Below are 26,004 nucleotides of genomic sequence, written 5' to 3'. Positions count from 1 at the left end.
GTATTACAGGAACATTGCGTGAACATGGCGTGCCTTCCCGATCTTCCGCACGGCTGTGGTGACGCAGGAAACACGCTGTCGGCGCAAGGTTCGCGCAATCCAGGCACTCCAGCCTTGGCGCCCACTCGCTGCCCCCCAATCCCTGGAGTACCCATGAAGTTGTTCGTTCCGTTGTTGCTCGTGGCCGCGTTGAGTGGCTGTACCACCGCGAAGATGACCGTAACCCCTGATGGCCGGCGCGGCGTCTCCATCGACTGCAGCGGCTCCAGTTCCTGGAGTGGCTGCTACGAAAAGGCCGGACAGATGTGCCCAGGCGGCTATGTAGTCTTCAGCAAGGATGGCGACGACGGCAACGCCATCGCGGTGGGCAACAAGAATGGCTTCACTTCCACCCAGATGGCCACCCGCTCGATGCTGGTGGCCTGCTCGCACTGACACCCACAGGGGAGGTGGGTTGCCACCTCCCCGTCATCACCGCCCCCAGCCCTGCGTCAGAAGCTGTAAGCGGCCTGCACGTACACCCGCCGCGGCTCACCCGGGAAGTGCCCGTTGCGCGCGATGAAACCGCTGGCTGCATATACCTTGTCGAACAGGTTCTTGACGTTGGCCTGGAACTGCCACTGCTTCCATGTGGTCTTCCAGCTCATGTCGAACACGGTGTAAGCCTTGACCGTCTGCCCGTCCAGACTGACGCGCTCACCCACATGGTCAGCACCAAAGCCGATGGCCGAATTGATCGACGGCAGGTCGTAGCGCGTCCACAGACCCAGCTTGTTGCGCGGCGCATTGGCGAATCGGTCGCCGGAAGCGTTGGTGATGCCATTCGGGCCTGCATCCTTCACCCGCGCATCGTTGTAGGCGTAGGTCAGATTCAGCACCCAGCGCTCGCTGAGGTCGGCCAGCAGATCCAGCTCCATGCCGGTACTGCGCACCAGGCCGAGCGCGGCCAACTGGTTCACGCCACCGATCACTTCGCCGGTGGCCTGCACGATATTGCTGCGGTCGATCCGGTAGGCGGCCATGTTCAAGGTCACACGGTCGGCCAGCAGGGACTTCATGCCCACTTCCCACTGCTTGCTGCGCTCGGCATCGAAGGGTCCGCCGGCAGCCGGATTCTGGTTGGCGGCACTCTGCGGTACAAAGCCGCTGGCCACGTTGGCGTAGACATTCAGGCCCTCGCGCACGGTGAACGTGCTGCCCAGCCGCCAGCTGAGGTCGTTGCCGTCCACACTGCTGCCGGCAATGCGGTCGTCGTCCTTGAAGCCATCCCAGCGCAGCCCGGCCAGCACATGCCAGCGTGTGCCCAGTGCCAGCTCGTCCTGCAGATAGCCGCCATAGCGCATGCTGCGGGTGGACGTGCTGCGCCAGGGCAGGGCCGCCAGGTTGTAGTCGTGCCAGGTACTGGCGCCGTACACGGGATTGAACAGGTCGATACCGCGCACCGGCCCCGCACCACGGGCAAGGTCGGCGCTGTTGGCGGTCTGTGCAGTGAAATCCGCATCCAGCTGGTACACATCGGCACCGAACAACACCTTGTGCTCAACCGCGCCGGTCGTCACCCGCCAGACTGCATTGCCGTTGGCAGTGAATGCTTCGTTGTCGCGGATCTGGTTGCGCAGCTGGCGGGTCATCCACTCGGCCACGCCATCGCGGTTACGATCGATCAGGCCCATCGGCTCGTGGTACATCTGGTGCTCGTTGTTGCTGAACCAGCGAGCGGCGAAGTCCACATCCAGATTGTCACGTGGTGCGAAGCGGTACTGCGCCAGCGCCACTTTGGCGCGCATGTCGAGGAAGTCGCTGGCCTCGTTGTGGTTCCAGCGGCGGTCGGTCAGGAAGGTGCCCGCATCATTCACCGGCACGCCGCGCAGGCGGTTGCCGCCGAGGTTCTGGGTGATGTCGGTGAACTGCAGCACCAGTTCGCCGGTCTGGCCGATGTCGAAGGCCAGCGAGGCGTCGCCGATCACGCTTTCGCTGTCGGTGTTCCAGCGCACGCCCTTTTCACTGTCGGCATACAGCCCGGCGCGATAGCGCACGCTGCCGGAGGCATTCAACGGCCCGGTACCCTCGATCGATCCGGCACGAAAGTTCTTGTCGCCCAGCTGGATCTCGATGTTGCGTCCGGCACTGGCTTTCGGTTTGCGGGTTACATAGTTGATGACGCCGCCTGCATCACCACCGCCATACAGCGCGCCTGCCGGTCCCTTCAGCACTTCCACGCGCTCGATGTTGAACAACTGCGGGACCGAGAAACCTGCATACGGGTCGCCGCGCAGGCCGTCATACAGCACGTTCTCCTGGCGGAAGCCGCGCAGGGTCACCCCGGCATAGCTGAAGTAGCTGATGCCGCTGATGCTGCGATAGAGGTCGGTCACCTGACGCGCGGCCTGATCGTCGATCAGTTCACGCGGGATGACCTGGATCGATTGTGGGACCAGCTCCAGCGGTGTATCCGTGCGGGTGCCGACCGCAGCATCGTCCACCCGGTACAGGGTCTGTGCACGTCCGCGAACTTCGACCTTGTCCAGGTCCTTTGGCGCGGCAGTGGAGGGCTCGACAGCATGGGCAAGGGTTGCCAGGGGCAGGATCAGTGCCAGGCACAAGGCGCGTTGCAGGGGCATTGGAAAAGGCATCGGGAGAGGGGGGTGTGTCTACAAATGAGAAAGATTAGCATTTGCAACACTTCGTGACCTATCCCCCGAATGCGTTATGGACGCGCGCCGGGGTCCGTGTACGGGGTGCCCGCCAAGGCCACAAGTACCCCGGTGGCGCCGCGCACGATCAGCTGCAGCATGGCCTCACGCGGGTCCTCGCCCTGCAGTTGGCTTGCCAATCCCTTCTCATAGGCCGCCACCATCGACGCCAGCAGCATGGCCGCGCCCAATCGCGCTTCGGCGTCATGTTCTGGCCGGCCGGCAGCGCCGGCCATCAATCGCGCCAGGTCGTCAGTCAACTGCGCCTGGAGCCGTCGCGCGTGCGCGACCAGTACCGGGCTCTCCGCCACGGTGCCCCAGAAGGCGGCAGCGCCGGCATTGATGCGCAGCAGCGGATGGCCAGCCTCCAGCAACTCGCGCACCAGTGACTGGAAGGCCGCCAACGGGGTCATGCCGCTGCGCGCCATCATGCCCTCGCGCAGCAGCATGCGCGCCTCCTCATCGCGATCGAACACCAGGTCTTCCTTGCTGGCGAAGTAGTTGAAGACCGTCTTGCGTGAGACGCCCGCGGCTTCGGCGATTTCGGACATGGAGACGGCCTCGAAGCCACGCCGGATGATCAGCTCGGTGGCGACGTCCGAAATCGCTTGTCGGGTCTCGGCCTTGCGTTGTTCGCGACGACCTGGAGGCGGGGTCATGGGCGGTTCACTTGTGGAAACTTGCACCGAGTGTAACATTTGACCCGCCAGAGCGCCGGCCCGGTGCTCACAAGGATTTCCCATGCTGTACGACGTCGTCATTGCCGGTGCCGGCCCGGTCGGCCTGTTCCTGTCCAGTGAACTGGCCCAGGCCGGGTGTTCAGTGCTGGTGCTGGAACAGGCCAGGTCCGCCGGTTCGCCGTTGAAGCGCTTGCCATTCGGGCTCCGCGGCTTGAACGCCCCTACGCTGGAGGCATTGGATCGGCGCGGCCTGTTGGACGCGGTCGCCGCGACACAGGTGCTCAAGCCCGAGAAGGGGGCGCCGCCGCCCGGCACCGCCCATTGGCTCGCGCAGCCGCGGGCGCTGGGCGGCCACTTCGCCGGAATACCGTTTGTCTTGGACGACGTCGACCGCACGCGCTGGACCTGGCGCCTGCCGTCGCCGGTGGGCACCCAGATGGCGGTGGAGCTGCAGGCCCTGGAAACGGTCTTGGCCGAACGTGCGACCACGCTGGGCGTGCGCATCGAACGCGGGCGTGCGGTACAGGCGGTGGATGCGCACGAGGCGCAGGTTGCCGTGCACACCGGCTCCGGCAGGGTCCACGGCCGCTGGCTGGTCGGTTGTGATGGGGCCCGCAGCACGGTACGCAAACAATCGGGCTTCCTCTTCGCTGGAACCGGGCCAGAGTTCACCGGTTACACGCTGCTGGTCGAACTGGCAGATGGGTGTGTACTCACACCAGGCCGACAGTTCACCGATCACGGGATGTGCAATTTCAACCCGCCAGGCATGCTGGCGCTGGCCGATTTCGATGGTGGCGCCGGCCATCGCACGCCACTGGACCGGCACACCGCGCAAGCGTTGCTGCGGCGGGTGTCTGGCCGCGGGGCAACGATCACTGCATTGCACCTGGCCACGACATGGACCGATGCTGCGCGCCAGGCGACGGCCTATCGCAGCGGACGTGTGCTGTTGGCAGGTGATGCCGCGCACATGCATTCGCCGTTGGGCGGCCAGGGACTGAACCTCGGCATCGGCGATGCGATGAACCTCGGTTGGAAGCTGGCCGCCGTAGCGCGGGGCAAGGCCGATGAGGCGCTGCTGGACAGCTATCAGGCGGAGCGCCATCCGGTGGGTGCCAAGGTGCTGGACTGGTCGCGCGCGCAGGTTGCGCTGATGCGACCCGGGCCCGGTTCGCGCGCGCTGGCAGCGATCATGGCCGACCTGGCCGGCACCCGCGATGGGGCCACGTATCTGGCCGAGCGGATCTGGGGTGTTTCGCAGCAGCTGGATCTTGACGGAGACCACCCGCTGGTCGGCAGGAGCGCGCCGGACTTCCGGTTGGTCGATGGCCGCCGTCTGGGCGAACTGCTGAGAGCGGGGCAGGGGGCGCTGCTTGTTTTCGACCCGGCCTCTTCGCCGCCGCAGCATGGCCGACGCTGGCAACCTTCCATCGCCTGCGCCGCAGATACCGGGGATGCGGCGTCGGGCCTGGGGGCGTTGCTGGTGCGCCCGGATGGCATCGTTGCCTGGGCCTGTGGCACACGCGGGGATATGTCCGGCCTCGATTCAGCGCTTGCTTCCTGGACCGGTCCGACCTGGTGATCTGCCGGCTAATACGCAGTCACCATCGTCTGCGAGCGACAGCTGGCCTCGGTCATCACCGAGGCCAGCTGCTTCAGTGAGTAGGGCTTGCGCAGCAGCGTGAAACCGTGGCCTGGATCGCGGGCCAGCAGTTCGCTGTAGCCACTGGTGAGGATGATCGGAAGATCGGGCAGGCGGCTGCGGATGGTGCGGGCCAGATCCAGCCCATTGGTCCCGGGCATGACCACGTCGCTGAACACCACGTGGAAACGCGCAGCGTCGCGCTCGAGCTCCGCCAGTGCTTCGTCGGCATTGCGCGCGAGTACGACGTTGTACTCAAGCTCGCGCAGCGCACCGACTGCAAATTCGGCCACATCCACATTGTCTTCCACCACCAGCACGCACAATCCGTGACCATGCAGCAATCCCGGTTGCGCGGTCGGCAGCTCGATGGAGGCGTTTGCCTGGGCCAACGGCAGATACAGCGTGAAGCGCGTACCGACACCGGCCTGGCTCTGTACGTCCACTTCGCCCTCGGACTGCTTGACGAAGCCGAACACCTGGCTGAGGCCAAGCCCGGTGCCCGCGCCCACTCCCTTGGTGGTGAAGAATGGCTCGAAGATCCGGTCCACCACGGACGGATCGATACCGGAACCGGTGTCGCTGACGCTGATCGCAGCGAAGTTGCCTTTCATCGGCGCCGCGAACCGCACGGAAGGCACCGATGTCAGCTGTTCCACATCGATCGTCACCTTGCCGTGGCCGTCGATGGCGTCGCGCGCGTTCACCGCGATGTTGATCAGTGCGGTGTCGAGCTGGGTCCGGTCCAGCAGCACCGGCAACGGGGCGTCGGGCAGGTTCACCGACACGGAGATGCGTGCACCCAGCACTGTGGTGATGATGTCTGAAAGCGCGCGTATGCTCTCGCAGAGGTCGAATACCTGCGGCGACAGGCTCTGCCTGCGCGAGAACGCCAGAAGCTGGGCGGTCAGGCGAGTGGCGCGGTCAGCGGCGGTTTCGATCGCCTGTACATAGCGCAGGCGCGCATCTTCGGCCGGCCAGGTATGCAGCAGCATGTCTACGGAGCCGGTGATGACCTGCAGCAGATTGTTGAAGTCGTGGGCAACGCCGCCGGTCAGCTGGCCGATGGCCTCCAGCTTCTGCGACTGCCGCAGCTGTTCGCGGGCGCGTACCAGTTCAAGATGGGCCTCGCGTGCCTGCTCGGTGATGGCCGCTACCTGGCGGGTGTGCCGGTCGCGTTCGATCACCCGTTCGGTCTGCTCGCTGACCATGCAGATGATGCCGGCCACGCCTCCGCAACCGGCACGCAGCGGCGAGTAGGAGAACGTCCAGAATGTCTCGCGCAACGTGCCATCACGGTCCATCATCAACGGCATGTTCTTGAAACTGCGGCTCGTGCCGCCGAAGGCGTCGTTGACAGCATCGACGACGTCGGCCCAGACGTCCGCCCAGACGTCTTCCAATCGGCTGCCCATGGCGCCGTGCAGCTTGCCGCCCAGCATCGGCAGGTAGGCATCGTTGAAAAAGAACGCCTTGTTGTCGCGGCCCCATGCGATCCACAGCGGCTCCGGAGAATCCAGGATCATCGCCAGCAGAGCGCGAAGTTCGGGAGGCGTGTTGATCGCGTCGGTGGAACGGGCCCAGTCGCTGTCCTGCAGCAGTCGGTAGGCGAGTTGATCGGGTGCCGAGACAGGAAGGGGGAAGGGATGCATGGCCGTGCGCGAAGAAAGGTGCCGCAGCTTAGCCGAGGTGATGTCATTGCGCCCTGCACAGCTCCTTTGCCCTGGCTGTCATCGGCCCTGCGCGGCGGACGAGATGGCTCACGGGGCGCCCTCTGACTGCACCATCATCCCTGCGCCAACAGCCTGCGTCGTGGCACCGTCGTATCGCAGCCTCAGACACCCAGAAGCGAATTCACCTGCCAATCGGCAACCCGCGCATGGCTCACCGCCTGATGACTGCCGCATCCGTCGCAGCGGAACAAGGCGCCGCCCGGCAGCTGGACCAGATTGTCTTCGTTGGCCGAGCGGGTTTCAGAGCAATGCCGGCAGATGACAGTGAGCGCCGTAATGCGCTCCACCCCGCCAGACAGGTCGAAAACAGCTTCAAAGGCATGGATGACAGGGTGACCAGTGGCCGGCATCGGGAAAGTCGTCGTGATGGGGAGGCCTTATCCTGCCCCCCCCGATCGTGACGGGCTGGTCATCCGCATGCATTGGAACGATCAAGATGCCCGGCGGCTCAGAGATCCTTCTTCTTGCCGCTCAGGTCGATCGGCCTGTCACTGCCCTTGCGCTCGCTCGACCACACTTCCATGCTCTTGTTGCAGCGGCTCTCGCGGGCAGCCACTTCGGGTGGCAGGTCCTTCAGATGCGGCGACTCCTGGCAGGCCTGGTGCATGTTGCTGTCGTCGTACGTGGCACAGGCGCTGAGCGTGGCCAGGGCAATGGCGGTGAGGGAGGCGCGAAGCAGGGGCTGCAGGGTCATGGGGAGGTCTCGGGTGGTGCCGGGCTGGCCATGGAATTCAAATCCGTGACCCCGGGCACGAGCAATCCGTCCAACCGCACTTGTTATTCTGTAACAGATGCGCGATAGTCCGGCGCCTGCTGCTGTCAGGCGACGCAGATCATCAGGATCATGCTCAGCGCCAGCATCAGCACGAATACGCGCCGGCTCAGCGCAAGGCAGGCCAGGCAGGCGGCCAGTGCCCAGGCAGCCAGCAGCGCGCAGGCCAGCAGCCACAGCCCGATCACGATCAAGGATCCGGTCGCCAGCGCCGACAACGCGATGGCCTTGTATAGAGCCACGCCCAACACGCTGCCGAGCACGCCCGCCTGCAGGGCGATGGCATCGTGACGTGCGGGGGCAGGCGCGTGGAGCATGGTGGCTGGATGGTTCCAAGCGTGAGCGGCGCGCGTACTGTGCCCGAATACACATCCACGCCATGTGTACTTCGCCGACGGCGTGATCAGTGACGGCGGCGCGACAGCAATAGCCCAATGCCCACCACGGGCACGATCCCAAGCATCGGTGCTTTGTACAACGGCCAGCCATGCAGTACGCCCGTGATCACCAGTGCCGCCGTCGCCAGCAACAGGACCGCACCCCAAGCGCGTGCGGGCCAGGCACCGAAGAAGTGGCGACGTTGCGGAGCGGCGGCAGCATTGGCGGGCCGCTTCGCGAGAGCCTCTGCCAGCGCGTCCCGGAAGGTTGAGAATTCATGCGTCGATGCCCGTGTGCGCTGGAGCAGCACGCTCGGTCCATCGATCAGGGTCAGATCAACATGATCGTCCAGGTTGTAGGACCGGATCTGCTTGAACGGGAGAGGAGCACGGTGCTGGAATACCAGACGATCATGTTCCAGTGCCACCCGGTCCCGTCGAGGGGGATAGACAGCGAAGGCGAGGATCAACGCCGACAGCGTGAAAACCGCTGCCGCACCCAGTGCGGTGAGAAGTCCAAGTTCGGGTGCGCGGGCGAACAGGAGTGTTGCCAGTGGTACGGCCCCGATGGCAAACATGGCGTACAGGTGATAGCGCCTGAAGATGCGCACTTCACTGTCGATCTTCCGGGGCCGGGCGGGGAGGCGGGAGTGGGCGATGGGTAACTTCAAGGACTGTGTTCGATCACGGCTTTCCGGCAAGAGAGCGTGGCGTCGCGTTGCAATGAAGTCCATGCAACTATTTTGAATCCACCCTTGCTGGACCTCTGTGTGAGTCCTCGTGCGCCTTCGCCCACGCATCTGCTCAGTCGAACTCTCCCTCGGCCGATTCCAGCCGTTGCCGGTAGGCAGCGCGGTGCTGATACAAACGCTGGCATTCGGCCGACCTGTGGATGCGGCTGCCGGGTTCGTTGGCTACCGAGTCGCACATCCGCGCAATATGATTGTTCTCTGCCAGCTCGGTGACGAAGAACACGGCGGTGATGCCGGTACCGAGCAGCACCACGTAGAGCAGGCGGCTGAGCCAGCGTGACAGCTTGCGCTCGAAGTGCTGCTGGATGGTCAGGTCGAAGCGGATGATGCTGAGCACAATCCAGATGATCGCGACCAGGAAGCAGAGCGTGGGCAACAGGCCGCGCCAGAGCCCGGCCTCGTAGACCGATTCGTTGTAATGGACGGCAGCCCCGGCACCGGCGATGGCGATGGCAAGTGCCCAGTTGCGGCCCAGCGAGAGCAGGTCATCGAGCAGCTTCTCGCGGTTCCTGGTTGATCCTGCTGCCACGTGGGTTCCATCTCCATGCTGCGACCGGCGACGGACTGCCGCCGATCCTGCAGATGGTGGAGCATCGCTGCGGCGATGAGAAGACCGCGCGGCTCAATGTGCGATGGCGCGGGCGCTGATCCAGCGCCGGTAGCGGCGGGTCCGACACTTTGCGGCCGCCTGTGCCAGCAGCAGTGCCCACGCCGGTGAAACCGTGGGTGCGGTGGGGCGGCGCCGGCTCAACCGGCCCAGCTGATACTTCACTGCCGCCATGTGCGCGCTGGCCGCCAGCGGCTTGCTGCGCCAGTTGATGTTGCGCAGCGTCGGCACCGGGTCGCGGCCCTGCTGCCAGTGCTGTGGCAGATCCGGCTCGATCGCCAGTGCGGTGGCGATGCCGACCATGGCCACGCCGCTGGCCAGCACCTGTTCTGCCACTTCGCGGCGGCGGATGCCACCGGTGACCATCAACGGCATCGTTGCCACCGTGGCGATCTCGCGTGCGAATTCGAGGAAGTACGCTTCGCGGGCCACGCTGCGATCGTCGCGTGCGGCGCCGGTCATGGCCGGTGCTTCATAGCTGCCGCCGGACAGTTCGACCAGATCCACGCCGAGGGGGGCCAGCATCTCCACCACGGCGCGTGCATCCTCGGGCGAGAAACCGCCGCGCTGGAAATCGGCGGAGTTGAGCTTCACCGCCACTGCGAAGGCGGGCGCCACCGCCGCGCGCACACCCTGCACGATCTCCAGCAGCAGGCGCGCACGGTTTTCCAGGCTGCCGCCCCACTGGTCCTCCCGCCGGTTCGACAGCGGTGACAGGAACTGGCTGAGCAGGTAGCCGTGCGCGGCATGGATCTCCACGCCACTGAAACCGGCGCGCTCGGCCAGTTCGGCACTGCGGATGAAGCGCGCGATCACCGAGTCGATGTCGTCCTCGGTCATCGCCTTCGGCGGTGCGAACTGCTTGGACAGCGCGCCCATCTGCAATGCAACGGCCGACGGCGCGAGCGCGGGTTGACCGAGTGCGGCCGGCATCTGCCGCCCGGGGTGATTGATCTGCATCCACATCTGTGCGCCCCGCGAGCGGGCAGTGTCCGCCCAGGCGGTGAAGCGGTCGAGGTGGCGATCATCCTCCAGTACCACGCCGCCGGGCCCAGTCATGGCGCGCCCATCGACCATCACGTTGCCGGTGATGATCAGTCCGGCGCCGCCGTCGGCCCAGCGCTGGTACAACTGCAGCAGCGCTTCGGAGGGAGCGTGGTCGGCGTCGGCCATGTTTTCTTCCATCGCCGCCTTGGCGATGCGGTTGCGGATGACGGCACCGGAGGGCAGTGCCAGGGGCGAGAACAGCGACATCGGACAGCTCCAGGACAGGGGAATGGGGCTACGCTAACCTTCAAGTTTGATTGAAGGTCAACAGGCTTCCATGTCGAGGATTCAGGCAGATGAAGATCGGTGAGCTGGCCCGCCGCACGGGCCTGGCAGCGTCGCGCATCCGCTTCTACGAAGAGGCCGGGTTGCTCGTGGTCCAGCGCCAGGCCAACAGCTACCGCGATTATCCGGAGCAGGCGGTGCTGCTGCTGGAACTGATCACCGGTGCGCAGCGCGCCGGTTTCAGCCTGGAAGAGATCCGCGCGCTGTTGCCGCCGGACATGGGCCAGTGGCAGCACGACGCATTGATCTCGATGCTGCAGCAGAAGGTGGCCGACATCGAGGCGCTGCAGTTGCGGCTGGCAGAGAGCCGGGCGCACCTGCTGGCCCTGATCGAGGACATCCAGGCGCGGCCGGAGGGCATCGACTGCGCGGCCAACTCGCGGCGGGTGCTGGAGCGCGTCAAGCGCGGTGAGCTGGCGCGCCCGACACTTGCGGCCGGCGATACGGCATTGCTGCGGCCGGATCGCCGCCGCCGCGCGGGCAGCAGCTGACGATCCGGCGCGAAGGTCAGTGACTGCCCACGCCGGCTGTCTTGCGCTTCCTGTCCAGCATCACCGCCACGCACCACAGTAGCAGGCCGCCGATGGCGGTGGCCGCGCCCACATAGCCAGTGCTGGCCGGGCTGAAGCCGGCGCTGATCGCCATGCCGCCCAGCCACGGGCCGAGCGCGTTAGCGGTATTGAAGGCGGCATGGTTGGAGGCGGCAGCCAGGGTCTGGGCTTCGCCGGCCACGTCCATCAGGCGCGTCTGCAGCACTGCCGCCAGCGCACCCATGGTGCCGACGGTGATGATCATCGGGCCGATGGTCCACACCGATTGCGCGGCCAGCGGATACAGCAGCAGCATCACGATCGACCACAGCAGCACCACCGCAGCGGCCTTGAAGTGGAACTTGTCGACCAGCCAGCCACCGGCGATGTTGCCGATGATCGCGCCGATGCCGAACACGCCCACGGCCAGTGGCATCCAAGATTCGGCCACGCCGGTGACCTGCACCAGGGTGGGTGCCAGGTAGGTGAACACGCAGAACATGCCGGCGAAGCCGACCGCGCCGATCGCCAGTGCCAGCCACACCTGGGTGGTATTGAACGCGCGCAGTTCGCGCATCGGCGAAGTTCGCACCTCATCCGGGTCCGGCAGCAGGAAGCGCGCGATCATCGCCACGGTGGCGATGGCCAGCACGCTGACCAGGGCAAAGGCGGTGCGCCAGCTCAGCTGCTGGCCCAGCCAGGTGGTCAGCGGATTGCCGACCAGGATCGCGATCGACAGGCCCAGCAGTACGCGCGACATCGCCTGGCCGCGCTGGCCGGCCGGACTGATTGCGGCGGCCACCAGCATCGCCACGCCGAAGTAGGCGCCATGCGGCAGGCCGGCAACGAAACGTGCGATCAGCATCGTGCCGTAGTTCGGTGCCAGTGCGCTGGCCAGGTTGCCGACAGCATAGAAGCCCATCAGCGCCAGCAGCAGCTTGCGGCGCGGGAAGCTGGCGCCGACGAAGGCGAGAATCGGCGCACCGACGACCACGCCGATGGCATAGGCGCTGATCAGGTGGCCGACCTGGGTTTCGGAGATCGACAGGCCACGGCTGATCTCCAGCATCAGGCCCATGCTGGCGAACTCGCTGGTACCGATGGCGAAGCCGCCCAGGGACAGGGCAAGGATGATCAGGGTGCGCTGACGGGGCGTCAGCCGCGCAGCCAGGGAAGAGTTGGGGCTCATGCGGGGCCGATGGGGGCGGGGAGCCGTGCATTGTACTGCTGCACCGCAACAGCAGCAGCCATGCTGAGGGTAAATCAGCGTTTGATCCGTGGGGTTGCGGCAACCCGGGCACGGGCTCGGTACGAAAGCAGGTTCGGCGCATTGTTGTCGGCGTCCTGCATGTAATGACGACATGGACGTCGGCATGATGCGAAACACAGGGGCTGCGGAGTGCTGGAACAAGGAGGATGTCGATGCAGGAATTCAGGCATGTGCTGGAGACGCGCGGCCGCTATCAGCTGGTAGCGGTGTCCTACGCGCCGGTGTACGCTCCGGGCGATGTGGTCGGCCATGCGGTCGTCGCCGACGATGGGGATCGTCTGACCGACCTGATGTCGCTGGCCGAAGCGCGCCAACGCCTGCAGGCACTGGTGCGTGAAGAGGGCGAAGAGCCCGGGCTGGAGAACGAAAACCACCTGCGGAAGAAGGCGTCGCGCTGGCGCCGCCGCTAGGCCGTCGCGCCCTTGTGCGCATCATGGAGGATCCGGGTGTTGCCCAGTAAGAAGTATCTGCTCATCGCCATCATCACGCTGGCGACCCTGCTGCTTGGTTTCGTGTTTTCCGGTTACCTGACCCTGTTGTTGCTGGGGTTGGACACCAAGCTGTTCACCTGGAACACGTACTACCAGTATTACCACGCCATTGGCCAGCCGCAGGTCGCGCCGTTCGTGGGCAAGATCAAGTGGGCCGGTTATCTCGGCTTCGGCCTGCCGCTGCTGGTGCTGCTGGTGACCGGCCTGGTGCTGCTGCTGAAGAAGGACAAGCGCTCGTTGCACGGCGACGCGCGCTTTGCCACCGGCGCCGACCTGTCCAAGCACGGCATGTTCAAGAAGACCGGCCAGAGCATCGTGGTTGGCAGCCATGGCGGCAAGCTGGTGCGGCTGGACGGCCAGCAGTTCGTGATCCTTGCAGCGCCCACCCGCTCGGGCAAGGGCGTGGGCGTGGTCATTCCGAACCTGCTGGAGTACGGCGAATCGCTGGTGGTGCTGGACATCAAGCAGGAGAACTTCGACCTGACCAGCGGCTGGCGTGCCAGCCAAGGGCAGGAGATCTACCTGTTCAATCCTTTCGCCGAAGATCGGCGCACGCACCGCTGGAACCCGCTCAGCTATGTTTCCGATGACCCGGCGTTCCGTGTCTCGGACCTGATGAGCATCGCCGCGATGTTGTATCCGGACGGGGCCGAGGACCAGAAATTCTGGGTCAGCCAGGCGCGCAATGCGTTCATGGCCTTCACCCTGTATCTGTTCGAGAACTGGGATGACGAGCGCAGCAGCGGATTCCCGGGCGGCTCGGGCACGCCGACGCTGGGCGCTGTCTACCGGTTGTCATCGGGCGACGGCACCGATCTGAAGAAGTACCTCAAGGCCTTGTCGGAGCGGTCGTTCCTCAGTGGCAACGCACGTTCGGCATTCGCCAACATGCTGTCCCAGGCCGATGAGACCTTCGCCTCGATCCTGGGCACCTTCAAGGAGCCGCTCAATCCCTGGATCAATCCGGTGCTGGACAAGGCCACCAGCAGCAACGACTTCCTGCTGACCGATGTCCGCAAGAAGAAGATGACCATCTACATCGGCATCCAGCCCAACAAGCTGGCCGAGAGCCGATTGATCATCAACCTGTTCTTCAGCCAGTTGATCAACCTCAACACCAAGGAACTGCCCAAGTCCAACCCGGACCTGAAGTACCAGTGCCTGCTGTTGATGGACGAATTCACCTCGATCGGCAAGGTCGAGATCATCGCCTCGGCGGTGTCCTACATGGCCGGTTACAACATCCGCCTGCTGCCGATCATCCAGAGCATGTCCCAGCTTGATGCCACCTACGGCCGGGAAGTGTCACGCACGATCATCACCAACCACGCACTGCAGATCCTGTACGCGCCGCGCGAGCAGCAGGACGCCAACGACTACTCGGACATGCTGGGCTACACCACCGTCCGCAAGAAGAACGTCACCCATGCCCGTGAGAAGACCCACAACTTCACCGAAGAGCGGCGTGCACTGATGCTGCCGCAGGAGCTGAAGGCGATGGGGCCGGACAAGGAAGTATTCCTCTACGAGGGCATACCGCATCCGGTGAAGTGCGACAAGATCCGCTATTACAAGGATCGCTATTTCACATCGCGGCTGCTGCCGAAGGTCGACGTTCCGATGCTTAACGTCTAATTCACGTCGCTAAATTTGTGACGTAGATTCATATTCACCGACGTGAAACCGTGAGCTGAGTCAAAAATTCGGCATCTGTTCATAGATTTTCAGACTTGTCTGACATGGAATTGACGCGTGGTTGTGTAACTCTGTGTGCGTCATCCAGAAGTGTGTGCTGGATGCCAAAAGTTGTAACGCAGGGTGGCCAGGAGTTTGTGCCATGGAAACAAGGATGGTTTCGACGTTGGTGAGGGTGTGCGGGTGTGTCGTCGGCAACGTCTGGCGGCCCCGCGACCTGGTTGGCAGCTTTCGGGCTGCAGGGGAGCCGGGGCAGGTGTGCTGCATGCCAGCGCGTCTCCCCGATTCCGGCGTGCGCCATGCAGCGCCGGACGGCCAGGGAACCAACGCTCGGGACTGCTTTTTCGTACGTCAAAGTGAAGCCCGTATGAATCAGGCGTTTATCGCGAAAATCTCCATCGCCGCAGTCGCGGCGCTGATGGTGGCAGGGTGTGCCACCAAGTCCGCCCCCGATTTCGGTGGGCGCTGGAAGCCGGTCAACCGCTTTGCCGTGGCGACGACCGAGATCCCGCTGTATTCCAGCTACGTCTACCAGGCCTCGCCGATGGATGGAACGCTCAAAGCCATGCTCGAGCGCTGGGCCAAGGATTCCGGACGAACACTGGACTACCGCCTCAGCTCGGACTTCACGCTGTATGGCGCGGTCTCGAAGATCGACACCACCAATGCGCAGCAGGCCGTGATCGATCTGACTTCGGCGTATTCGGCGCAAGGCATCTCCGTCTCCATTGTTGGCAACCAGATCGTTGTGCAGAGCGCTGGCTCGACGCCCACCGCGTCGGCGCAGAGCGCTGATTCCAACAGCGGCACCTGAGTCCACCTCGAAACCATCGAACGTGCCGCTCCCCGCGCCTGTCGCAGGGGCTCCATGCCCATTGATGTTTCAGCAGTACGGAAGAATCCATGTTCCGCAAGAAGGATCCCGGCAACAGTCCCAAGGTCGAGCAGTCGGTCGCCAAGGCGGTCAGCTACGAGATCACCGTGGCCGACATGGCGCGTCGCAGCGAGCGCCGTGCCTGGTGGGTCGCCACGGGCTCGTTGCTGATGTCGCTCGCACTGGCGGGCGGCTACTACTACATGCTGCCGCTGAAGGAGAAGGTGCCGTTCCTGGTGATGGCCGATGCGTACACGGGTACCGCGACGGTCGCACGCCTGAGCGGGACCTTCCAGGGCGAGACGATTACCAGCAACGAAGCGATCAATCGCAGCAATGTGGCCCAGTACGTACTGGCGCGCGAGTCGTACGACTCGGCGGTGATGGGCCTGCGCGATTGGGAACTGGTGTTCGTGATGTCCACCGATCCGGTGGCGCAGTCCATGCGCGTGCGCTATGCCGGCAACAACCCGCAGAACCCGTTCGTGATGTATGGCCGCGAACGCGCCATCCGGGTCAAGATCCTCAGCATCACGCCGCTGGGCGCCGAAGCGAACGGCAGCTTCCGCGGTGCGTCGGTGCGCATCCAGCGCAGCCTGTTGGACAAGCGCACTGGCGTTGCCACCTACCTGGACAATCAGCTGGTGACGATGCGCTTCGGCTACAACCAGAACCTCGCGCTGTCCGAGCAGGATCGTATCCTCAATCCGCTGGCCTTCCAGGTCACCGAGTATCGCGTCGACAACGACTATTCCCGTGGCGTCCCGGTGCCGGATGACGGCGCCATGCAGGCGCAGGCGCAGCAGGCTGCACAGGCCGCGCAGCAGGCACAGGGCGTCTACGATCCGAACAATCCGGCTGCGGCCACGATGATCGATCCTGCCACCGGCCAACCGGTCGCGGCTCCGGTCAACGGCCAGGTGCCGGGTCAGGCGATGCCGGGCCAGCCCGTACAGGGTCAACCCATGCCGGGTCAGCCGGTGCAGGGGCAAGTAACGCCGGGGCACGCCATGCCCGGACAGCCGGCCATGAGGCCGGCGCAGAACAATTCCACCGGAACTGCTGATGGAGCAAGCAACCGATGAGTAGTCGAAATATCAGGGGAAGCGCGCTGGCGCTGCTGTCGATGTTGTCGCTGTTGTTTTCAGCAGCAGCGATGGCGCAGGCGGTGGACCACTACGAGTACGAGAAGGACCGCATCTATCCGGTTCGCACCGGCCTGGGCCTGACCACCCAGATCGAGTTGAGCCCGAACGAGAAGATCCTCGACTACAGCACCGGCTTCAGCAGCGGCTGGGAGCTGACCCGCCGCGAGAACGTGTTCTACCTCAAGCCGAAGAACGTCGACGTGGACACCAACATGATGGTGCGCACCGAGACCCACTCCTACATCTTCGAGCTGAAGGTGGTAGCCACTGACTGGCGCCAGCTGGAACAGGCGCGTCGTGCAGGCGTGCAGTACAAGATCGCCTTCGTCTATCCGAACGACACCGTGTTCGGCGTCGCCCAGGAAGCGGTCGAAGAAGAGGCCAAGCCATTGTTGAGCTCTGAACTGGCCAAGGACCGCCAGTACAACTTCAACTACTCCTATTCGACCAGCAAGGCGAAGAAGATGGGATGGCTGATCCCGGTCAACGCCTATGACGATGGTCGTTTCACCTATCTGAAACTGCCGAATTCGCCGGAGTACAAGACCGGCATCTTCCCGGCGGTTTTCGGTCGCGAAACGGAATACGGTGAAGACTTCGTGGTCAACACCACGGTTGAAGGCAATACGCTGATCGTGCACGGGACGCACCCGTACCTGGTCATCCGCCACGGCGACTTCGTCGTCGGCCTGCGAAGGAACGTGAAGAAATGAGCCAGCAGAACACTCCCGGAAACGACCCGAACAACGGACGCGACGAGAGCCAGAGCCCGTATGGCGCACAGGGTGCCCCGGACGCGCCGTCGAATCCCTACTTCGGCACGGCCCAGGCCGAGCCAGCGCCGGACCTTGATGCGGCCGCGCCGCAGCTGCGCTCGGCCGAAGAGCAGCGGTTGAATCGCAAGGCCCTGCTGTTCCTCGGCGGCATCGTGCTGCTGCTGATGGCAATGGGCTTCCTGCTGTTCCGCAAGGGCCAGGATAGTGATGACGCCGTGCAGAAGGTGCCGGATGTCGCACGTGCCAGCACGCCGACATTGCCGGACGTTGCGCCGCCTCCGCAGGCGCCGCCGACTGCCGCCGAACCGATTCCCATGCTTCCGCCGATGCCACAGGACGAAGGTCCGAAGCTGGTGCCCATCGCATCCCGGCCGGAAGCCATGGGACCCCGTGAGCCGACGCTGGTCGAGCGCCGGATGGCTGGCGTGGATGATGCCGCGCTTGCGGCAGGCAATCGCGCGCAACCGCAGCGCAGTGCGCTCGACGAACAGACCCGCCAGGCGCTGCTTGCGAACATGATGCCCAACCAGCAGGGGCAGCAGAAGATCCGCCGTGGGCCGGATGTGGAAGACGTTTCCAGTGCCACCTACATCCAGAGCCCCGATGCGCTGCTGGTGCGCGGCACCTACCTGCGGTGCGTGCTGGAAACCCGCATCATCACCGATCTGGCCGGCTACACGTCGTGCCTGCTGACCGAGCCGGTGTACTCGATCAACGGTCGCAACCTGCTGCTGCCCAAGGGCTCCAAGATCTATGGCGCCTACGGCGGTGGTCCGATCGGCAAGCGCGTGGAAGTGATCTGGGATCGCATCACCACCCCCAATGGCATCGATGTTGCGATGTCCAGCCCGGGCGTGGATCAGCTGGGCGGCGCCGGTCATCCGGGCCAGTACAGCGCGCACTGGGGCAGCCGTATCGCCTCGGCGCTGATGATCAGCCTGATTTCCGATGCCTTCAAGTACGCGGCTGCCGAACACGGTCCGGAGACGACCACCATCGCCAACAACGGCATGACGGTGCAGTCGCCCTATGAGAGTGCTACCGCACGCACGATGGAGCGCCTGGCCAACGAGGCACTCAGCAGCAACCGTCGTCCGCCGACAGTCACCATCAACCAGGGCACGATCGTGAACGTCTACGTCGCCAAGGACGTCGACTTCACCAACGTGCTCCACCCCCGCCGGTAACCCAACGAACGATCATGGACGCCGAAGTGTCACCCCTCGCCCTCGTCTCCAGCGATTTCCTGCGCTATCAGTACGAAGTGCTGGGCATCGCCGAGTACATGACTTCCCCGGAAGTGACGGAAATCTGCATCAACCGTCCCGGTGAGCTGTACCTGGAAACCCGGGCGGGGTGGCAGCGGGTAGACGTGCCGAGCCTGACCTTCGAGCGGGCCCGGCAGTTCTGCACGGCCGTCGTCAATGAGAGCAATACCGGCCAGCGCATCACCGATGCTGATCCGGTCGTCTCGCTGACCTTCCCGACCGGGCAGCGTGCGCAGTTCGTAATTCCGCCTGCCTGCGATGCCGGCAAGGTTTCGATCACTATCCGCCTGCCGTCCAAGCACACCAAGTCGCTCACCCAGTACCACGAGGATGGTTTCTTCAACCAGATTCTGGAACAGGATGGCAGTCTGAGCGAGCAGGATCGCGAGCTGCTGGAGCTGCGCCAGCAGCGCGAGTACGCCGAGTTCTTCCGGCGTGCGGTCATGTACCGCAAGAACATCGTCGTATCCGGTGCGACCGGCAGCGGCAAGACCACCTTCATGAAAGCGCTGGTCAATCATATCCCCGACAACGAACGCCTGGTCACGATCGAGGATGCGCGCGAGCTGTTTCTGACCCAACCCAATGTGGTGCACCTGCTGTACTCCAAGGGGGGGCAGAGCACCAGCAATGTCAGCGCAAAGAGCTGCATGGAAGCCTGTCTGCGCATGAAACCCGAGCGCATCATCCTGGCCGAGCTGCGCGGTGACGAGGCGTTCTACTTCATCCGCAACTGCGCATCGGGCCATCCGGGCTCGATCACCAGTTGCCATGCCGGCAGCCCGGAGCAGACCTGGGATCAGCTGGCGCTGATGGTCAAGGCCTCGACCGAAGGTTCGGGCCTGGAATTCAACGTGATCAAGCGACTGCTGATGATGACCATCGACATCGTCGTGCATATCAAGGCGCACGCAGGCTCGCGCTATATCACCGGTATTGATTTCAATCCTGGGCGTGCCCAGGGGCAGGAGGGCTGACCAATGCTGCCAGGACTGGAAATGATGGCGTGCCCGGAAATGGCCGTCTCGATGGACGTGATGCAGCACGTCATCAACGTGGAATCGTCGCGCAACCCTTACGCCATCGGCGTGGTCGGCGGTGCCTTGGTGCGCCAGCCCAAGGCCCTGGACGAGGCGCTGGCCACCGTTCGCATGCTGGAGGAGAAGGGCTACAACTTCTCCATTGGCCTGGCCCAGGTCAATCGCTACAACCTCGGCAAGTACGGTCTGGATTCCTACGAGAAGGCCTTCCAGCAGTGCCCGAACCTGCAGGCCGGTTCGCGCATCCTCGCCGAGTGCTACAAGCGCTCCGGTGGTGACTGGGGCAAGTCATTCAGTTGCTACTACTCGGGCAATTTCGAGACTGGCTTCCGCCATGGCTATGTGCAGAAGGTCTATGACTCGATGCGCCGTGGGCAGCAGCTTGCCAGCAATGGTGTTGCACCGATCGACGTGGTGAGTCGCGGCGAACGCCGCAGCGTGAAGGTCGAGCATCACCCGCAGCTCGCTTCGCCGGCGCAGGCGCGCATCGTTGCGCAGGCGAGTGGCCCGGTGTACGTGCCGTCGGAGGACCCGGCACGTGCGTATGTCGTGTATCCGTCCACCGGTGCAATGGCGCGGGGCAGCCTGCTGAACATCGCCGACCAGGCGCTTTCCAAAGTGGTACTGGGCTCGGTGGATCGGATGATGCAGCCGCAGGCGCAGCCCACCCAAGGGGCCGCCTATCCGCAGCAACAGGCCGGTGGCATGCCGCAGCAGCTGCCTCAGCAGGGTCCGGCGCAGGCGATGGCCATGCCGCAGCAGTTGCCAGGTGCTGCAGGTGGCAGCAACGAGGGCCCTGTGATGTTGCGGCCCTGGAATGAGCGCAATCAGCCAGTGGCCGGCAATGGCAGTTCATATAACGCACCGGCACAGTCCGCACCGGTGCAGCAGATTCCCGCAGGGGATGCGGCCTTCGTGTTCTGACGAAGTCGTGGTACGGCCAGTCCCCCGGCTGGTCGATTCAGTTGTGTTAGTCCATCAACAAGGAAATCAATCCATGAAGCGATCCAATCTCGACCTCGTCCAGGCCCAGCGCACGCTGAAGACCCTGCTGATGGCCACTCTGTTCGTCGGCGCACTGTTTGCCCCGCAAGTCTTCGCCAACGGCGCCACCGACTTCGGCGGCACCGACAAGAAGGTCTGCAGCTTCTTCAACAACATCAACGGCCTGCTGAACATCGCCTCGATCGCCGTGGTCACCATCGCGGTGATCTTCGCTGGTTACCAGATCGCCTTCGCGCACAAGCGCATCGCTGACGTCGCCCCGATCCTGATCGGTGGCGTGCTGATCGGCGCCGCAGGCCAGATCGCGCGCATGCTGCTGGGTGATGGCAGCGACGGCAAGTGCGGTGGTGGCACCAGCACCTCCTACCTGATCAACCACGTGATCCAGTACTACAGTGCATAAGAACGTCGTGTTCCGCGGCTGCACGCGTCCAGCGATGTTCCTGGGCGTTCCCTACCTGCCATTCTTCATGGTGGCAGGCGGGCTGTTGCTGCTCAGCATGTACACGAACTTCTGGTTCCTGCTCACCATTCCGGTGGCGGTCTTCATCATGCGGCACATGGCCAAGCGTGACGAGATGATCTTCCGTCTGCTGGGCCTGCGCCTGATGTTCAAGCTGAAGGTGCGCAACGTGCAGGAGCACGATGGCATGTGGGTGCTCAACCCCAACCATTACCGCAACAAGCCGGCCCGAATGGATTGAGGTCCGGATCCGGCCTGGCGGGCATCCGCGCCCGCCAGGTCTCTTGAAACTTCTTGGCAGTACCTCTTTGGAAGCAGTCGTATGTTCAGCCCTGACACCTCCATCAGTGAGTTCATCCCGTTGTCGTCGCATGTCGCCCCGAACGTGGTCAAGACCACGGGCGGCGACTACCTGCTGACCTGGCATCTGGAAGGGCTGCCGTTTGTCGGCCGAGAGGAGTGGGAGCTCGAGCATCGCCACAACACGTTCAACCGCCTGCTGCAGACCCAGCGCGCACCGGACTTTGTCAACGTGGCTTTCTGGGTGCACGACATCCGTCGCCGCCGCACGCTGAAGGGCAAGAGCAGCTACAAGCAGCGCTTCAACCAGGACGTGTCCGACCAGTACATGGGCATGCTGTCCTCGCAGCGCATCATGCAGAACGAGCTGTACCTGACCATGATCTACCGCCCGGTGGTGGCGGGTAAACGCTTCGTCGAAAAGTCGGCGAACGTGGACAAGCTGCGCGCCGAGCAGGAGCAGGCGGTAGAGAAGTTGATGGAACTGGCCGGCAACGTCGAGGCCGTGATCCGCGACTACGCGCCGTATCGACTGGGTATGTACGAAGCCAAGAATGGCGTTGTGTTTTCGGAAACGCTGGAGCTGTTCGGCTACCTGATCAATCGCATCGACGAGCCGGTGCCGGTGCTTTCGGCACCGATCAAGGATTACCTGCCGGTCAGCCGCCATATGTTCTCGGCTAAGACGGGCGATTTCGCGATCAATACCCCGAATGGTGCCAATCACTACGGCGCCATTCTGAACATCAAGGAGTATGCCGAGGGGACCTATCCGGGCATCCTCAACGGTCTGAAATATCTGGACTACGAGTACGTCATCACCCATTCGTTCAGCCCGATGGGGCGTCAGGATGCGCTGAAGGTGCTCGACCGCACCAAGGGCATGATGATCTCCTCCGGCGACAAGGCGGTCAGCCAGATCGTCGAGCTCGACCAGGCCATGGATCAGCTGTCGTCGGGCAACTTCGTGCTGGGTGAATACCACTTCATCATGGCGGTCTACGGCGACACGCAGGCCAAGCTTTCGCAGAACGTCGCCTCGACCCGTGCCGAGCTGTCAAACGCCGGATTCGTGTCGACCAAGGAAGACCTGGCGGTTACCTCGTCCTTCTATTCGCAGCTGCCGGGTAACTGGCGCTACCGCACTCGCCTGGCCAATGTCAGTTCGCTGAACTTCCTGGGCCTGTCGCCGCTGCACAACTTCGCCACCGGCAAGCAGCACAACAATCCGTGGGGCGACTGCGTCACCACGTTGCAGACCACCAACGGCCAGCCGTACTACTTCAATTTCCACGCGACCCATCCGTCGGAAAACTCGCTGGGCGAGAAGGCGATCGCCAACACCATGGTGATCGGCAAGTCCGGTACCGGTAAGACCGCGCTGATCAACTTCCTGCTCAGCCAGGTGCAGAAGTACGAGCCCTCGCCGACCATCTTCTTCTTCGACAAGGACCGCGGTGCTGAGATCTTCGTGCGTGCCTGCGGAGGTAACTATCTGGCCCTGGAGAACGGCGCGCCGACCGGCTTCAATCCGTTCCAGTGCGAGAACAACGAAGCCAACGTGCAGTTCCTGGCCGACCTGATCAAGGTGCTGGCCGGCAAGCGCGAGTACAGCGCCCGCGAGGAAGAAGACATCTACCGCGCCGTGGAAAGCATGCTCGATACGCCGATGCACCTGCGCAGCATGACCAACTTCCAGAAGAGCCTGCCCAACATGGGCGACGATGGCCTCTACGCGCGCATGCGCCGCTGGACCTCGGGCAACTCGCTGGGCTGGGTGTTCGATAATCCGATCGATACCGTTGACCTGAGCAAGGCCAACATCATCGGCTTCGACTACACCGACATCATCGACAACCCTGAAGTGCGCGTGCCGGTCATTAATTACCTGCTGCACCGCCTGGAGTCGCTGATCGACGGCCGTCCGCTGATCTATGTGATGGACGAGTTCTGGAAGATCCTGGATGGCGAGGGTGGCCTGAAGGAGTTCGCGAAGAACAAGCAGAAGACCATCCGTAAGCAGAATGGTCTCGGCATCTTTGCCACACAGAGCCCGGAGGACGCGCTGAAGAGTGATATCTCCGCCGCCCTGATCGAACAGACCGCTACCCTGATCCTGCTGCCGAACCCGAATGCCAGCAAGAGCGACTACATGGATGGCCTGAAGTTGACCGAGGCCGAGTTCAATGTGGTTACCGCCTTGGACGAGCGCTCGCGTTGCTTCCTGGTCAAGCAGGGTCATGCGTCCAGTGTCTGCCAGCTCAACCTGCGCGGCATGGACGACATCCTGTCGGTGATCTCGGCGTCGACCGACAACATCGACATCATGCATCGTGTCCTGCAGACCGCCGCCGTGCGTGCACGTGTGACGGTGGATGAGCTGACGCCGGAACAGTGGCTGGAAGATTTCTACAAGAACCGCAAGGGCTCCGGAAAGCCCGCATCCAACAGTAAGGAGGTTGCAGCATGACTGTCGCAACGGACGTGAACGCAGCAAGCCCCTTGAATTCGATGGAGAAGAACATGGAAACCACTGCCCGTACTGCCAAGACGCCGAGTGCAGTCTCCCGGCTCCGTTCCACCGCCATGGCGATTTCCGTCGCCGCATTGCTCAGCTTCCCCGTGAAGGGATACACCATCCCGGTGGTTGAGGTTGGCTTGAATACCTTCAACAGCACGCTGACTGAGGTCCATACGCTTGCCGCTCAGGGGGAAGCCTTGCTCGAGTACAGTACCCAGGCGCAACGGTTTCTGGAAACAACTCAGAACTGGGCGCAGAAGCTGGCGAAGTTCAATCAGATCATCGCCTCGCCACTGATGCCTCAAGGCGTGAAGCTGGAGCCGGTTCCGCTTGAGTGGAATGTTGCCGAGCGCTGCGGCGCCGGCAATATCATGAGCCTGAGCGGTATCCTCACTGCGTTGGACTTGAGCCCGGGTGGGGACATCATCGCCCAGCAGCGCAACATCTGCGCTGCAATCCAGGTCATGGAGAATCAGAAGTACAACGAGACCGTGGAAGTTGTGCAGAAGACGATGCCCGACATGCGCAAGGTGCTGGACAGGATCAAGGATATCCGCGATCTGTGGAGCGGCGAGGGTGCGATGGCAGAGGCCTCCGCGAATGCAGTCGTTTCTGACGCCTATATGCAGGCGGATTTTGCGACCTGGGAAAAGAAGACTGAAGGGTATGACAAGCAGATTCAGGCGCTGACCAAGATGCAGCAGATTCTTGCGCAGCGCGCATTGAAGGGTACCGGTCAGTCACCTCTCGGTACCGTAGTGAAGGCCGCGGCACTGAAGGCAGCGCTCTCCAACTGATTAGACGCTGCTCCGGTCGAGCTGCAATCACATTCTAGGTGAAGTTATGGATCTTGGGCTGATGGATGGCATGTTGGGGCAAGGCCCCCTGCACATGCTGCAGAATCTGCACGCGTCATCCTCAATTGGTGACTTTGTGTTCTTCCGGCTGATCCTCGATTACCTGCATAAGGAAATCGCGGAGTACGGCGTCAAGCTGCTTGGACGCATGATGGCGTGGGTCGGTGGCATTGCACTGACTCTCATGACGCTCTGGGTGCTGATTCAGGGTTTCCGGATCGCCACCGGTCGCAGCCGCGATTCGATGATGGTGCTCGTGACCAACATGGCCAAGGCTGCGCTGATCGTGTCGGTTGCCACGACCATGGGTATGTTCGGTCGCGAGATGCATGGCTTTCTCATCAATGACGTGAAGAACGAGATTACTTACGTCGTGACCGGGAAGAAGGACTCGCCGGAGGATCTGATCGATGAGAACCTGGGCTACATGCAGCTGGCGCTATCCAGCGTTGACGCGCTGGACGTGATGAGCGACGTGACGCTGGACAACGCCAAGACCCGTGCCATGTGGTTCATTGGCATGGGCACGGGTGGTCCGGCAGTCACGGCTGGCTCAATGCTTTTGCTGTATGAGGTCGCGCTGGCATTGTTCATCGGCCTGGGGCCATTATTCATCCTGTGCTTGCTGTTTGACCAGACCAAGCAGCTGTTCCAGAAGTGGCTGCTCTACGGCATAGGCACGATGTTCTCCATGGCGGTTCTGGCAGCGATGACCGGCATCGCGATGAAGATGGTGTCCAAGGTTGCGTTCGCCTTCTGGGGAAGCACGTTGACGGGCACGCTGATGGGTCAGAATTTCAGTGAAGGTATGTCGAGCATGGCACTGCAGCAAGGCGGCATGGGCCTGATCCTGACCACGCTGATTCTGACTGCGCCCCCAATGGCGGCGATGTTCTTCCAGGGAACATTGGGCAGCTTCATGGCATATTCGCAGATAGGCGGTAGTGCAGTACCGGCATCGCCGGGCCCGAATGGTCAGCCGCCGGGTTCGACGGGAGGCGGACAATACAAGCCGAACGCACCGGCGACTCACGAATCTCAACCGATGGGTGTAGGCTCTGCAGTCACTCCGAGATTGCAGGGTGCCTTTGACTCTCCGCCACCATCGTCTGGGCTTAGAGGAAATGCGAATGGCAGCGTTGCATAGCGAGTTCGATATGCATGATAAAGGTGGA

The 26,004-nt window shown here is 63.3% G+C and carries 26 protein-coding genes; 16 read left to right on the top strand and 10 right to left on the bottom strand.

The features are described 5' to 3' along the window. The first annotated feature begins 153 nt into the window (after nucleotides 1–153). Nucleotides 154–435: a hypothetical protein gene (locus ACMZ91_RS14445; RefSeq protein WP_012511452.1), complete on the top strand. Its 282-nt coding sequence runs from the start codon at nucleotides 154–156 to the stop codon at nucleotides 433–435. Between the two features lie 56 nt (nucleotides 436–491). Here the strand turns inward: ACMZ91_RS14445 and ACMZ91_RS14440 are convergent, their stop codons facing one another. Further along, nucleotides 492–2,633, bottom strand: a complete 2,142-nt coding sequence (locus ACMZ91_RS14440; protein WP_414577188.1) for a TonB-dependent siderophore receptor — start codon at nucleotides 2,631–2,633, stop codon at nucleotides 492–494. A 74-nt stretch (nucleotides 2,634–2,707) separates the two neighbouring features. Beyond that, entirely contained in the window at nucleotides 2,708–3,352 is a 645-nt protein-coding gene (locus ACMZ91_RS14435; protein WP_049463028.1) for a TetR/AcrR family transcriptional regulator, read from the bottom strand. A gap of 82 nt (nucleotides 3,353–3,434) precedes the next feature. Between ACMZ91_RS14435 and ACMZ91_RS14430 the strand changes: the two genes are divergently transcribed. Beyond that, nucleotides 3,435–4,958 carry an FAD-dependent monooxygenase gene (locus ACMZ91_RS14430; protein WP_414577185.1) on the top strand — a complete coding sequence of 508 codons (1,524 nt, stop codon included), beginning with the start codon at nucleotides 3,435–3,437 and terminating at the stop codon, nucleotides 4,956–4,958. Between the two features lie 8 nt (nucleotides 4,959–4,966). Here ACMZ91_RS14430 and ACMZ91_RS14425 read toward each other — a convergent pair whose 3' ends face one another. The 7 genes from ACMZ91_RS14425 to ACMZ91_RS14395 form a co-directional block, all read right to left on the bottom strand. Continuing rightward, nucleotides 4,967–6,670 (bottom strand): ATP-binding protein, encoded by a 1,704-nt coding sequence (locus ACMZ91_RS14425; protein ID WP_049422471.1) that lies wholly within the window; start codon nucleotides 6,668–6,670, stop codon nucleotides 4,967–4,969. A gap of 182 nt (nucleotides 6,671–6,852) precedes the next feature. Beyond that, nucleotides 6,853–7,101, bottom strand: coding sequence for a hypothetical protein (locus ACMZ91_RS14420; RefSeq protein ID WP_049422470.1), 249 nt, complete (start codon nucleotides 7,099–7,101; stop codon nucleotides 6,853–6,855). A gap of 98 nt (nucleotides 7,102–7,199) precedes the next feature. Next, on the bottom strand, nucleotides 7,200–7,445 hold the full coding sequence (locus tag ACMZ91_RS14415; RefSeq protein WP_044570470.1) for a hypothetical protein: 246 nt from the start codon (nucleotides 7,443–7,445) through the stop codon (nucleotides 7,200–7,202). 125 nt (nucleotides 7,446–7,570) lie between these two features. Then, the gene (locus ACMZ91_RS14410; RefSeq protein WP_414577183.1) at nucleotides 7,571–7,840 is read right to left on the bottom strand and encodes a hypothetical protein; all 270 of its coding nucleotides are present in this window, start codon (nucleotides 7,838–7,840) and stop codon (nucleotides 7,571–7,573) included. 86 nt (nucleotides 7,841–7,926) lie between these two features. Further along, nucleotides 7,927–8,634 (bottom strand): hypothetical protein, encoded by a 708-nt coding sequence (locus tag ACMZ91_RS14405; protein ID WP_414577181.1) that lies wholly within the window; start codon nucleotides 8,632–8,634, stop codon nucleotides 7,927–7,929. A gap of 70 nt (nucleotides 8,635–8,704) precedes the next feature. Next, nucleotides 8,705–9,181, bottom strand: a complete 477-nt coding sequence (locus ACMZ91_RS14400) for a hypothetical protein (protein WP_049398236.1) — start codon at nucleotides 9,179–9,181, stop codon at nucleotides 8,705–8,707. Nucleotides 9,182–9,274: 93 nt separating this feature from the next. Next, nucleotides 9,275–10,513, bottom strand: a complete 1,239-nt coding sequence (locus tag ACMZ91_RS14395; RefSeq protein ID WP_134950672.1) for an NADH:flavin oxidoreductase/NADH oxidase family protein — start codon at nucleotides 10,511–10,513, stop codon at nucleotides 9,275–9,277. An 89-nt stretch (nucleotides 10,514–10,602) separates the two neighbouring features. On the opposite strand from ACMZ91_RS14395, the gene ACMZ91_RS14390 reads away from it, so the two are divergent. Beyond that, nucleotides 10,603–11,082, top strand: a complete 480-nt coding sequence (locus tag ACMZ91_RS14390; protein ID WP_414577179.1) for a MerR family transcriptional regulator — start codon at nucleotides 10,603–10,605, stop codon at nucleotides 11,080–11,082. Nucleotides 11,083–11,098: 16 nt separating this feature from the next. On the opposite strand, the gene ACMZ91_RS14385 is transcribed toward ACMZ91_RS14390, so the two are convergent. Continuing rightward, nucleotides 11,099–12,310 (bottom strand): MFS transporter, encoded by a 1,212-nt coding sequence (locus ACMZ91_RS14385; protein WP_005410130.1) that lies wholly within the window; start codon nucleotides 12,308–12,310, stop codon nucleotides 11,099–11,101. A gap of 233 nt (nucleotides 12,311–12,543) precedes the next feature. On the opposite strand from ACMZ91_RS14385, the gene ACMZ91_RS14380 reads away from it, so the two are divergent. The 13 genes from ACMZ91_RS14380 (at nucleotide 12,544) to ACMZ91_RS14320 (ending at nucleotide 25,976) form a co-directional block, all read left to right on the top strand. Further along, entirely contained in the window at nucleotides 12,544–12,801 is a 258-nt protein-coding gene (locus ACMZ91_RS14380) for a hypothetical protein (RefSeq protein WP_006374755.1), read from the top strand. Nucleotides 12,802–12,837: 36 nt separating this feature from the next. Beyond that, a complete protein-coding gene (locus ACMZ91_RS14375) occupies nucleotides 12,838–14,517 on the top strand; it encodes a type IV secretory system conjugative DNA transfer family protein (RefSeq protein ID WP_134950671.1) in 1,680 nt (559 codons plus the stop codon). 427 nt (nucleotides 14,518–14,944) lie between these two features. Further along, entirely contained in the window at nucleotides 14,945–15,391 is a 447-nt protein-coding gene (locus tag ACMZ91_RS14370) for a hypothetical protein (protein WP_049422460.1), read from the top strand. A gap of 89 nt (nucleotides 15,392–15,480) precedes the next feature. Then, a complete protein-coding gene (locus tag ACMZ91_RS14365) occupies nucleotides 15,481–16,536 on the top strand; it encodes a VirB8 family type IV secretion system protein (protein ID WP_049463034.1) in 1,056 nt (351 codons plus the stop codon). Beyond that, complete coding sequence (locus ACMZ91_RS14360) at nucleotides 16,533–17,312, top strand: TrbG/VirB9 family P-type conjugative transfer protein (RefSeq protein ID WP_014037652.1); 780 nt, start codon at nucleotides 16,533–16,535, stop codon at nucleotides 17,310–17,312. The genes ACMZ91_RS14365 and ACMZ91_RS14360 overlap by 4 nt, the downstream gene beginning before the upstream one ends. Next, entirely contained in the window at nucleotides 17,309–18,562 is a 1,254-nt protein-coding gene (locus ACMZ91_RS14355) for a TrbI/VirB10 family protein (protein WP_049463035.1), read from the top strand. Before ACMZ91_RS14360 ends, ACMZ91_RS14355 begins: the two co-directional genes overlap by 4 nt. Nucleotides 18,563–18,576: 14 nt before the next feature. After that, nucleotides 18,577–19,620 carry a P-type DNA transfer ATPase VirB11 gene (gene virB11, locus ACMZ91_RS14350; protein ID WP_049463036.1) on the top strand — a complete coding sequence of 348 codons (1,044 nt, stop codon included), beginning with the start codon at nucleotides 18,577–18,579 and terminating at the stop codon, nucleotides 19,618–19,620. Between the two features lie 3 nt (nucleotides 19,621–19,623). Beyond that, entirely contained in the window at nucleotides 19,624–20,607 is a 984-nt protein-coding gene (locus ACMZ91_RS14345) for a lytic transglycosylase domain-containing protein (protein ID WP_071227599.1), read from the top strand. 73 nt (nucleotides 20,608–20,680) lie between these two features. Next, nucleotides 20,681–21,091 (top strand): TrbC/VirB2 family protein, encoded by a 411-nt coding sequence (locus ACMZ91_RS14340; protein WP_006374697.1) that lies wholly within the window; start codon nucleotides 20,681–20,683, stop codon nucleotides 21,089–21,091. Further along, entirely contained in the window at nucleotides 21,084–21,392 is a 309-nt protein-coding gene (locus tag ACMZ91_RS14335; RefSeq protein WP_006374695.1) for a VirB3 family type IV secretion system protein, read from the top strand. Before ACMZ91_RS14340 ends, ACMZ91_RS14335 begins: the two co-directional genes overlap by 8 nt. 81 nt (nucleotides 21,393–21,473) lie before the next feature. Beyond that, the gene (locus ACMZ91_RS14330) at nucleotides 21,474–23,921 is read left to right on the top strand and encodes a VirB4 family type IV secretion/conjugal transfer ATPase (protein ID WP_414577175.1); all 2,448 of its coding nucleotides are present in this window, start codon (nucleotides 21,474–21,476) and stop codon (nucleotides 23,919–23,921) included. Next, nucleotides 23,918–24,769 (top strand): hypothetical protein, encoded by an 852-nt coding sequence (locus ACMZ91_RS14325; protein ID WP_010484866.1) that lies wholly within the window; start codon nucleotides 23,918–23,920, stop codon nucleotides 24,767–24,769. The genes ACMZ91_RS14330 and ACMZ91_RS14325 overlap by 4 nt, the downstream gene beginning before the upstream one ends. Before the next feature lie 61 nt (nucleotides 24,770–24,830). Continuing rightward, nucleotides 24,831–25,976 (top strand): TrbL/VirB6 family protein, encoded by a 1,146-nt coding sequence (locus tag ACMZ91_RS14320; protein WP_010484868.1) that lies wholly within the window; start codon nucleotides 24,831–24,833, stop codon nucleotides 25,974–25,976. Nucleotides 25,977–26,004: the final 28 nt, after the last annotated feature.

Source organism: Stenotrophomonas sp. FR024 (genome assembly GCF_047500745.2).
Classification (GTDB): domain Bacteria; phylum Pseudomonadota; class Gammaproteobacteria; order Xanthomonadales; family Xanthomonadaceae; genus Stenotrophomonas; species Stenotrophomonas maltophilia_A.
The sequence above is the reverse complement of the archived record's forward strand: the minus strand, read 5'-3'. Positions and strand labels throughout refer to the sequence as shown.

What these genes read in the sequence shown, in the direction of transcription:
- ACMZ91_RS14365 (WP_049463034.1), top strand. Translation starts at nt 15,481, where the DNA reads ATGTTCCGCAAGAAGGATCCCGGCAACAGTCCCAAGGTCGAGCAGTCG.
- ACMZ91_RS14425 (WP_049422471.1), bottom strand. Translation starts at nt 6,670, where the DNA reads ATGCATCCCTTCCCCCTTCCTGTCTCGGCACCCGATCAACTCGCCTAC.
- ACMZ91_RS14320 (WP_010484868.1), top strand. Translation starts at nt 24,831, where the DNA reads ATGGATGGCATGTTGGGGCAAGGCCCCCTGCACATGCTGCAGAATCTG.
- ACMZ91_RS14445 (WP_012511452.1), top strand. Translation starts at nt 154, where the DNA reads ATGAAGTTGTTCGTTCCGTTGTTGCTCGTGGCCGCGTTGAGTGGCTGT.
- ACMZ91_RS14385 (WP_005410130.1), bottom strand. Translation starts at nt 12,310, where the DNA reads ATGAGCCCCAACTCTTCCCTGGCTGCGCGGCTGACGCCCCGTCAGCGC.
- ACMZ91_RS14440 (WP_414577188.1), bottom strand. Translation starts at nt 2,633, where the DNA reads ATGCCTTTTCCAATGCCCCTGCAACGCGCCTTGTGCCTGGCACTGATC.
- ACMZ91_RS14370 (WP_049422460.1), top strand. Translation starts at nt 14,945, where the DNA reads ATGAATCAGGCGTTTATCGCGAAAATCTCCATCGCCGCAGTCGCGGCG.
- ACMZ91_RS14395 (WP_134950672.1), bottom strand. Translation starts at nt 10,513, where the DNA reads ATGTCGCTGTTCTCGCCCCTGGCACTGCCCTCCGGTGCCGTCATCCGC.
- virB11 (WP_049463036.1), top strand. Translation starts at nt 18,577, where the DNA reads ATGGACGCCGAAGTGTCACCCCTCGCCCTCGTCTCCAGCGATTTCCTG.
- ACMZ91_RS14420 (WP_049422470.1), bottom strand. Translation starts at nt 7,101, where the DNA reads ATGCCGGCCACTGGTCACCCTGTCATCCATGCCTTTGAAGCTGTTTTC.
- ACMZ91_RS14330 (WP_414577175.1), top strand. Translation starts at nt 21,474, where the DNA reads ATGTTCAGCCCTGACACCTCCATCAGTGAGTTCATCCCGTTGTCGTCG.
- ACMZ91_RS14345 (WP_071227599.1), top strand. Translation starts at nt 19,624, where the DNA reads ATGCTGCCAGGACTGGAAATGATGGCGTGCCCGGAAATGGCCGTCTCG.
- ACMZ91_RS14360 (WP_014037652.1), top strand. Translation starts at nt 16,533, where the DNA reads ATGAGTAGTCGAAATATCAGGGGAAGCGCGCTGGCGCTGCTGTCGATG.
- ACMZ91_RS14355 (WP_049463035.1), top strand. Translation starts at nt 17,309, where the DNA reads ATGAGCCAGCAGAACACTCCCGGAAACGACCCGAACAACGGACGCGAC.
- ACMZ91_RS14435 (WP_049463028.1), bottom strand. Translation starts at nt 3,352, where the DNA reads ATGACCCCGCCTCCAGGTCGTCGCGAACAACGCAAGGCCGAGACCCGA.
- ACMZ91_RS14380 (WP_006374755.1), top strand. Translation starts at nt 12,544, where the DNA reads ATGCAGGAATTCAGGCATGTGCTGGAGACGCGCGGCCGCTATCAGCTG.
- ACMZ91_RS14325 (WP_010484866.1), top strand. Translation starts at nt 23,918, where the DNA reads ATGACTGTCGCAACGGACGTGAACGCAGCAAGCCCCTTGAATTCGATG.
- ACMZ91_RS14405 (WP_414577181.1), bottom strand. Translation starts at nt 8,634, where the DNA reads ATGGACTTCATTGCAACGCGACGCCACGCTCTCTTGCCGGAAAGCCGT.
- ACMZ91_RS14430 (WP_414577185.1), top strand. Translation starts at nt 3,435, where the DNA reads ATGCTGTACGACGTCGTCATTGCCGGTGCCGGCCCGGTCGGCCTGTTC.
- ACMZ91_RS14415 (WP_044570470.1), bottom strand. Translation starts at nt 7,445, where the DNA reads ATGACCCTGCAGCCCCTGCTTCGCGCCTCCCTCACCGCCATTGCCCTG.
- ACMZ91_RS14410 (WP_414577183.1), bottom strand. Translation starts at nt 7,840, where the DNA reads ATGCTCCACGCGCCTGCCCCCGCACGTCACGATGCCATCGCCCTGCAG.
- ACMZ91_RS14340 (WP_006374697.1), top strand. Translation starts at nt 20,681, where the DNA reads ATGAAGCGATCCAATCTCGACCTCGTCCAGGCCCAGCGCACGCTGAAG.
- ACMZ91_RS14390 (WP_414577179.1), top strand. Translation starts at nt 10,603, where the DNA reads ATGAAGATCGGTGAGCTGGCCCGCCGCACGGGCCTGGCAGCGTCGCGC.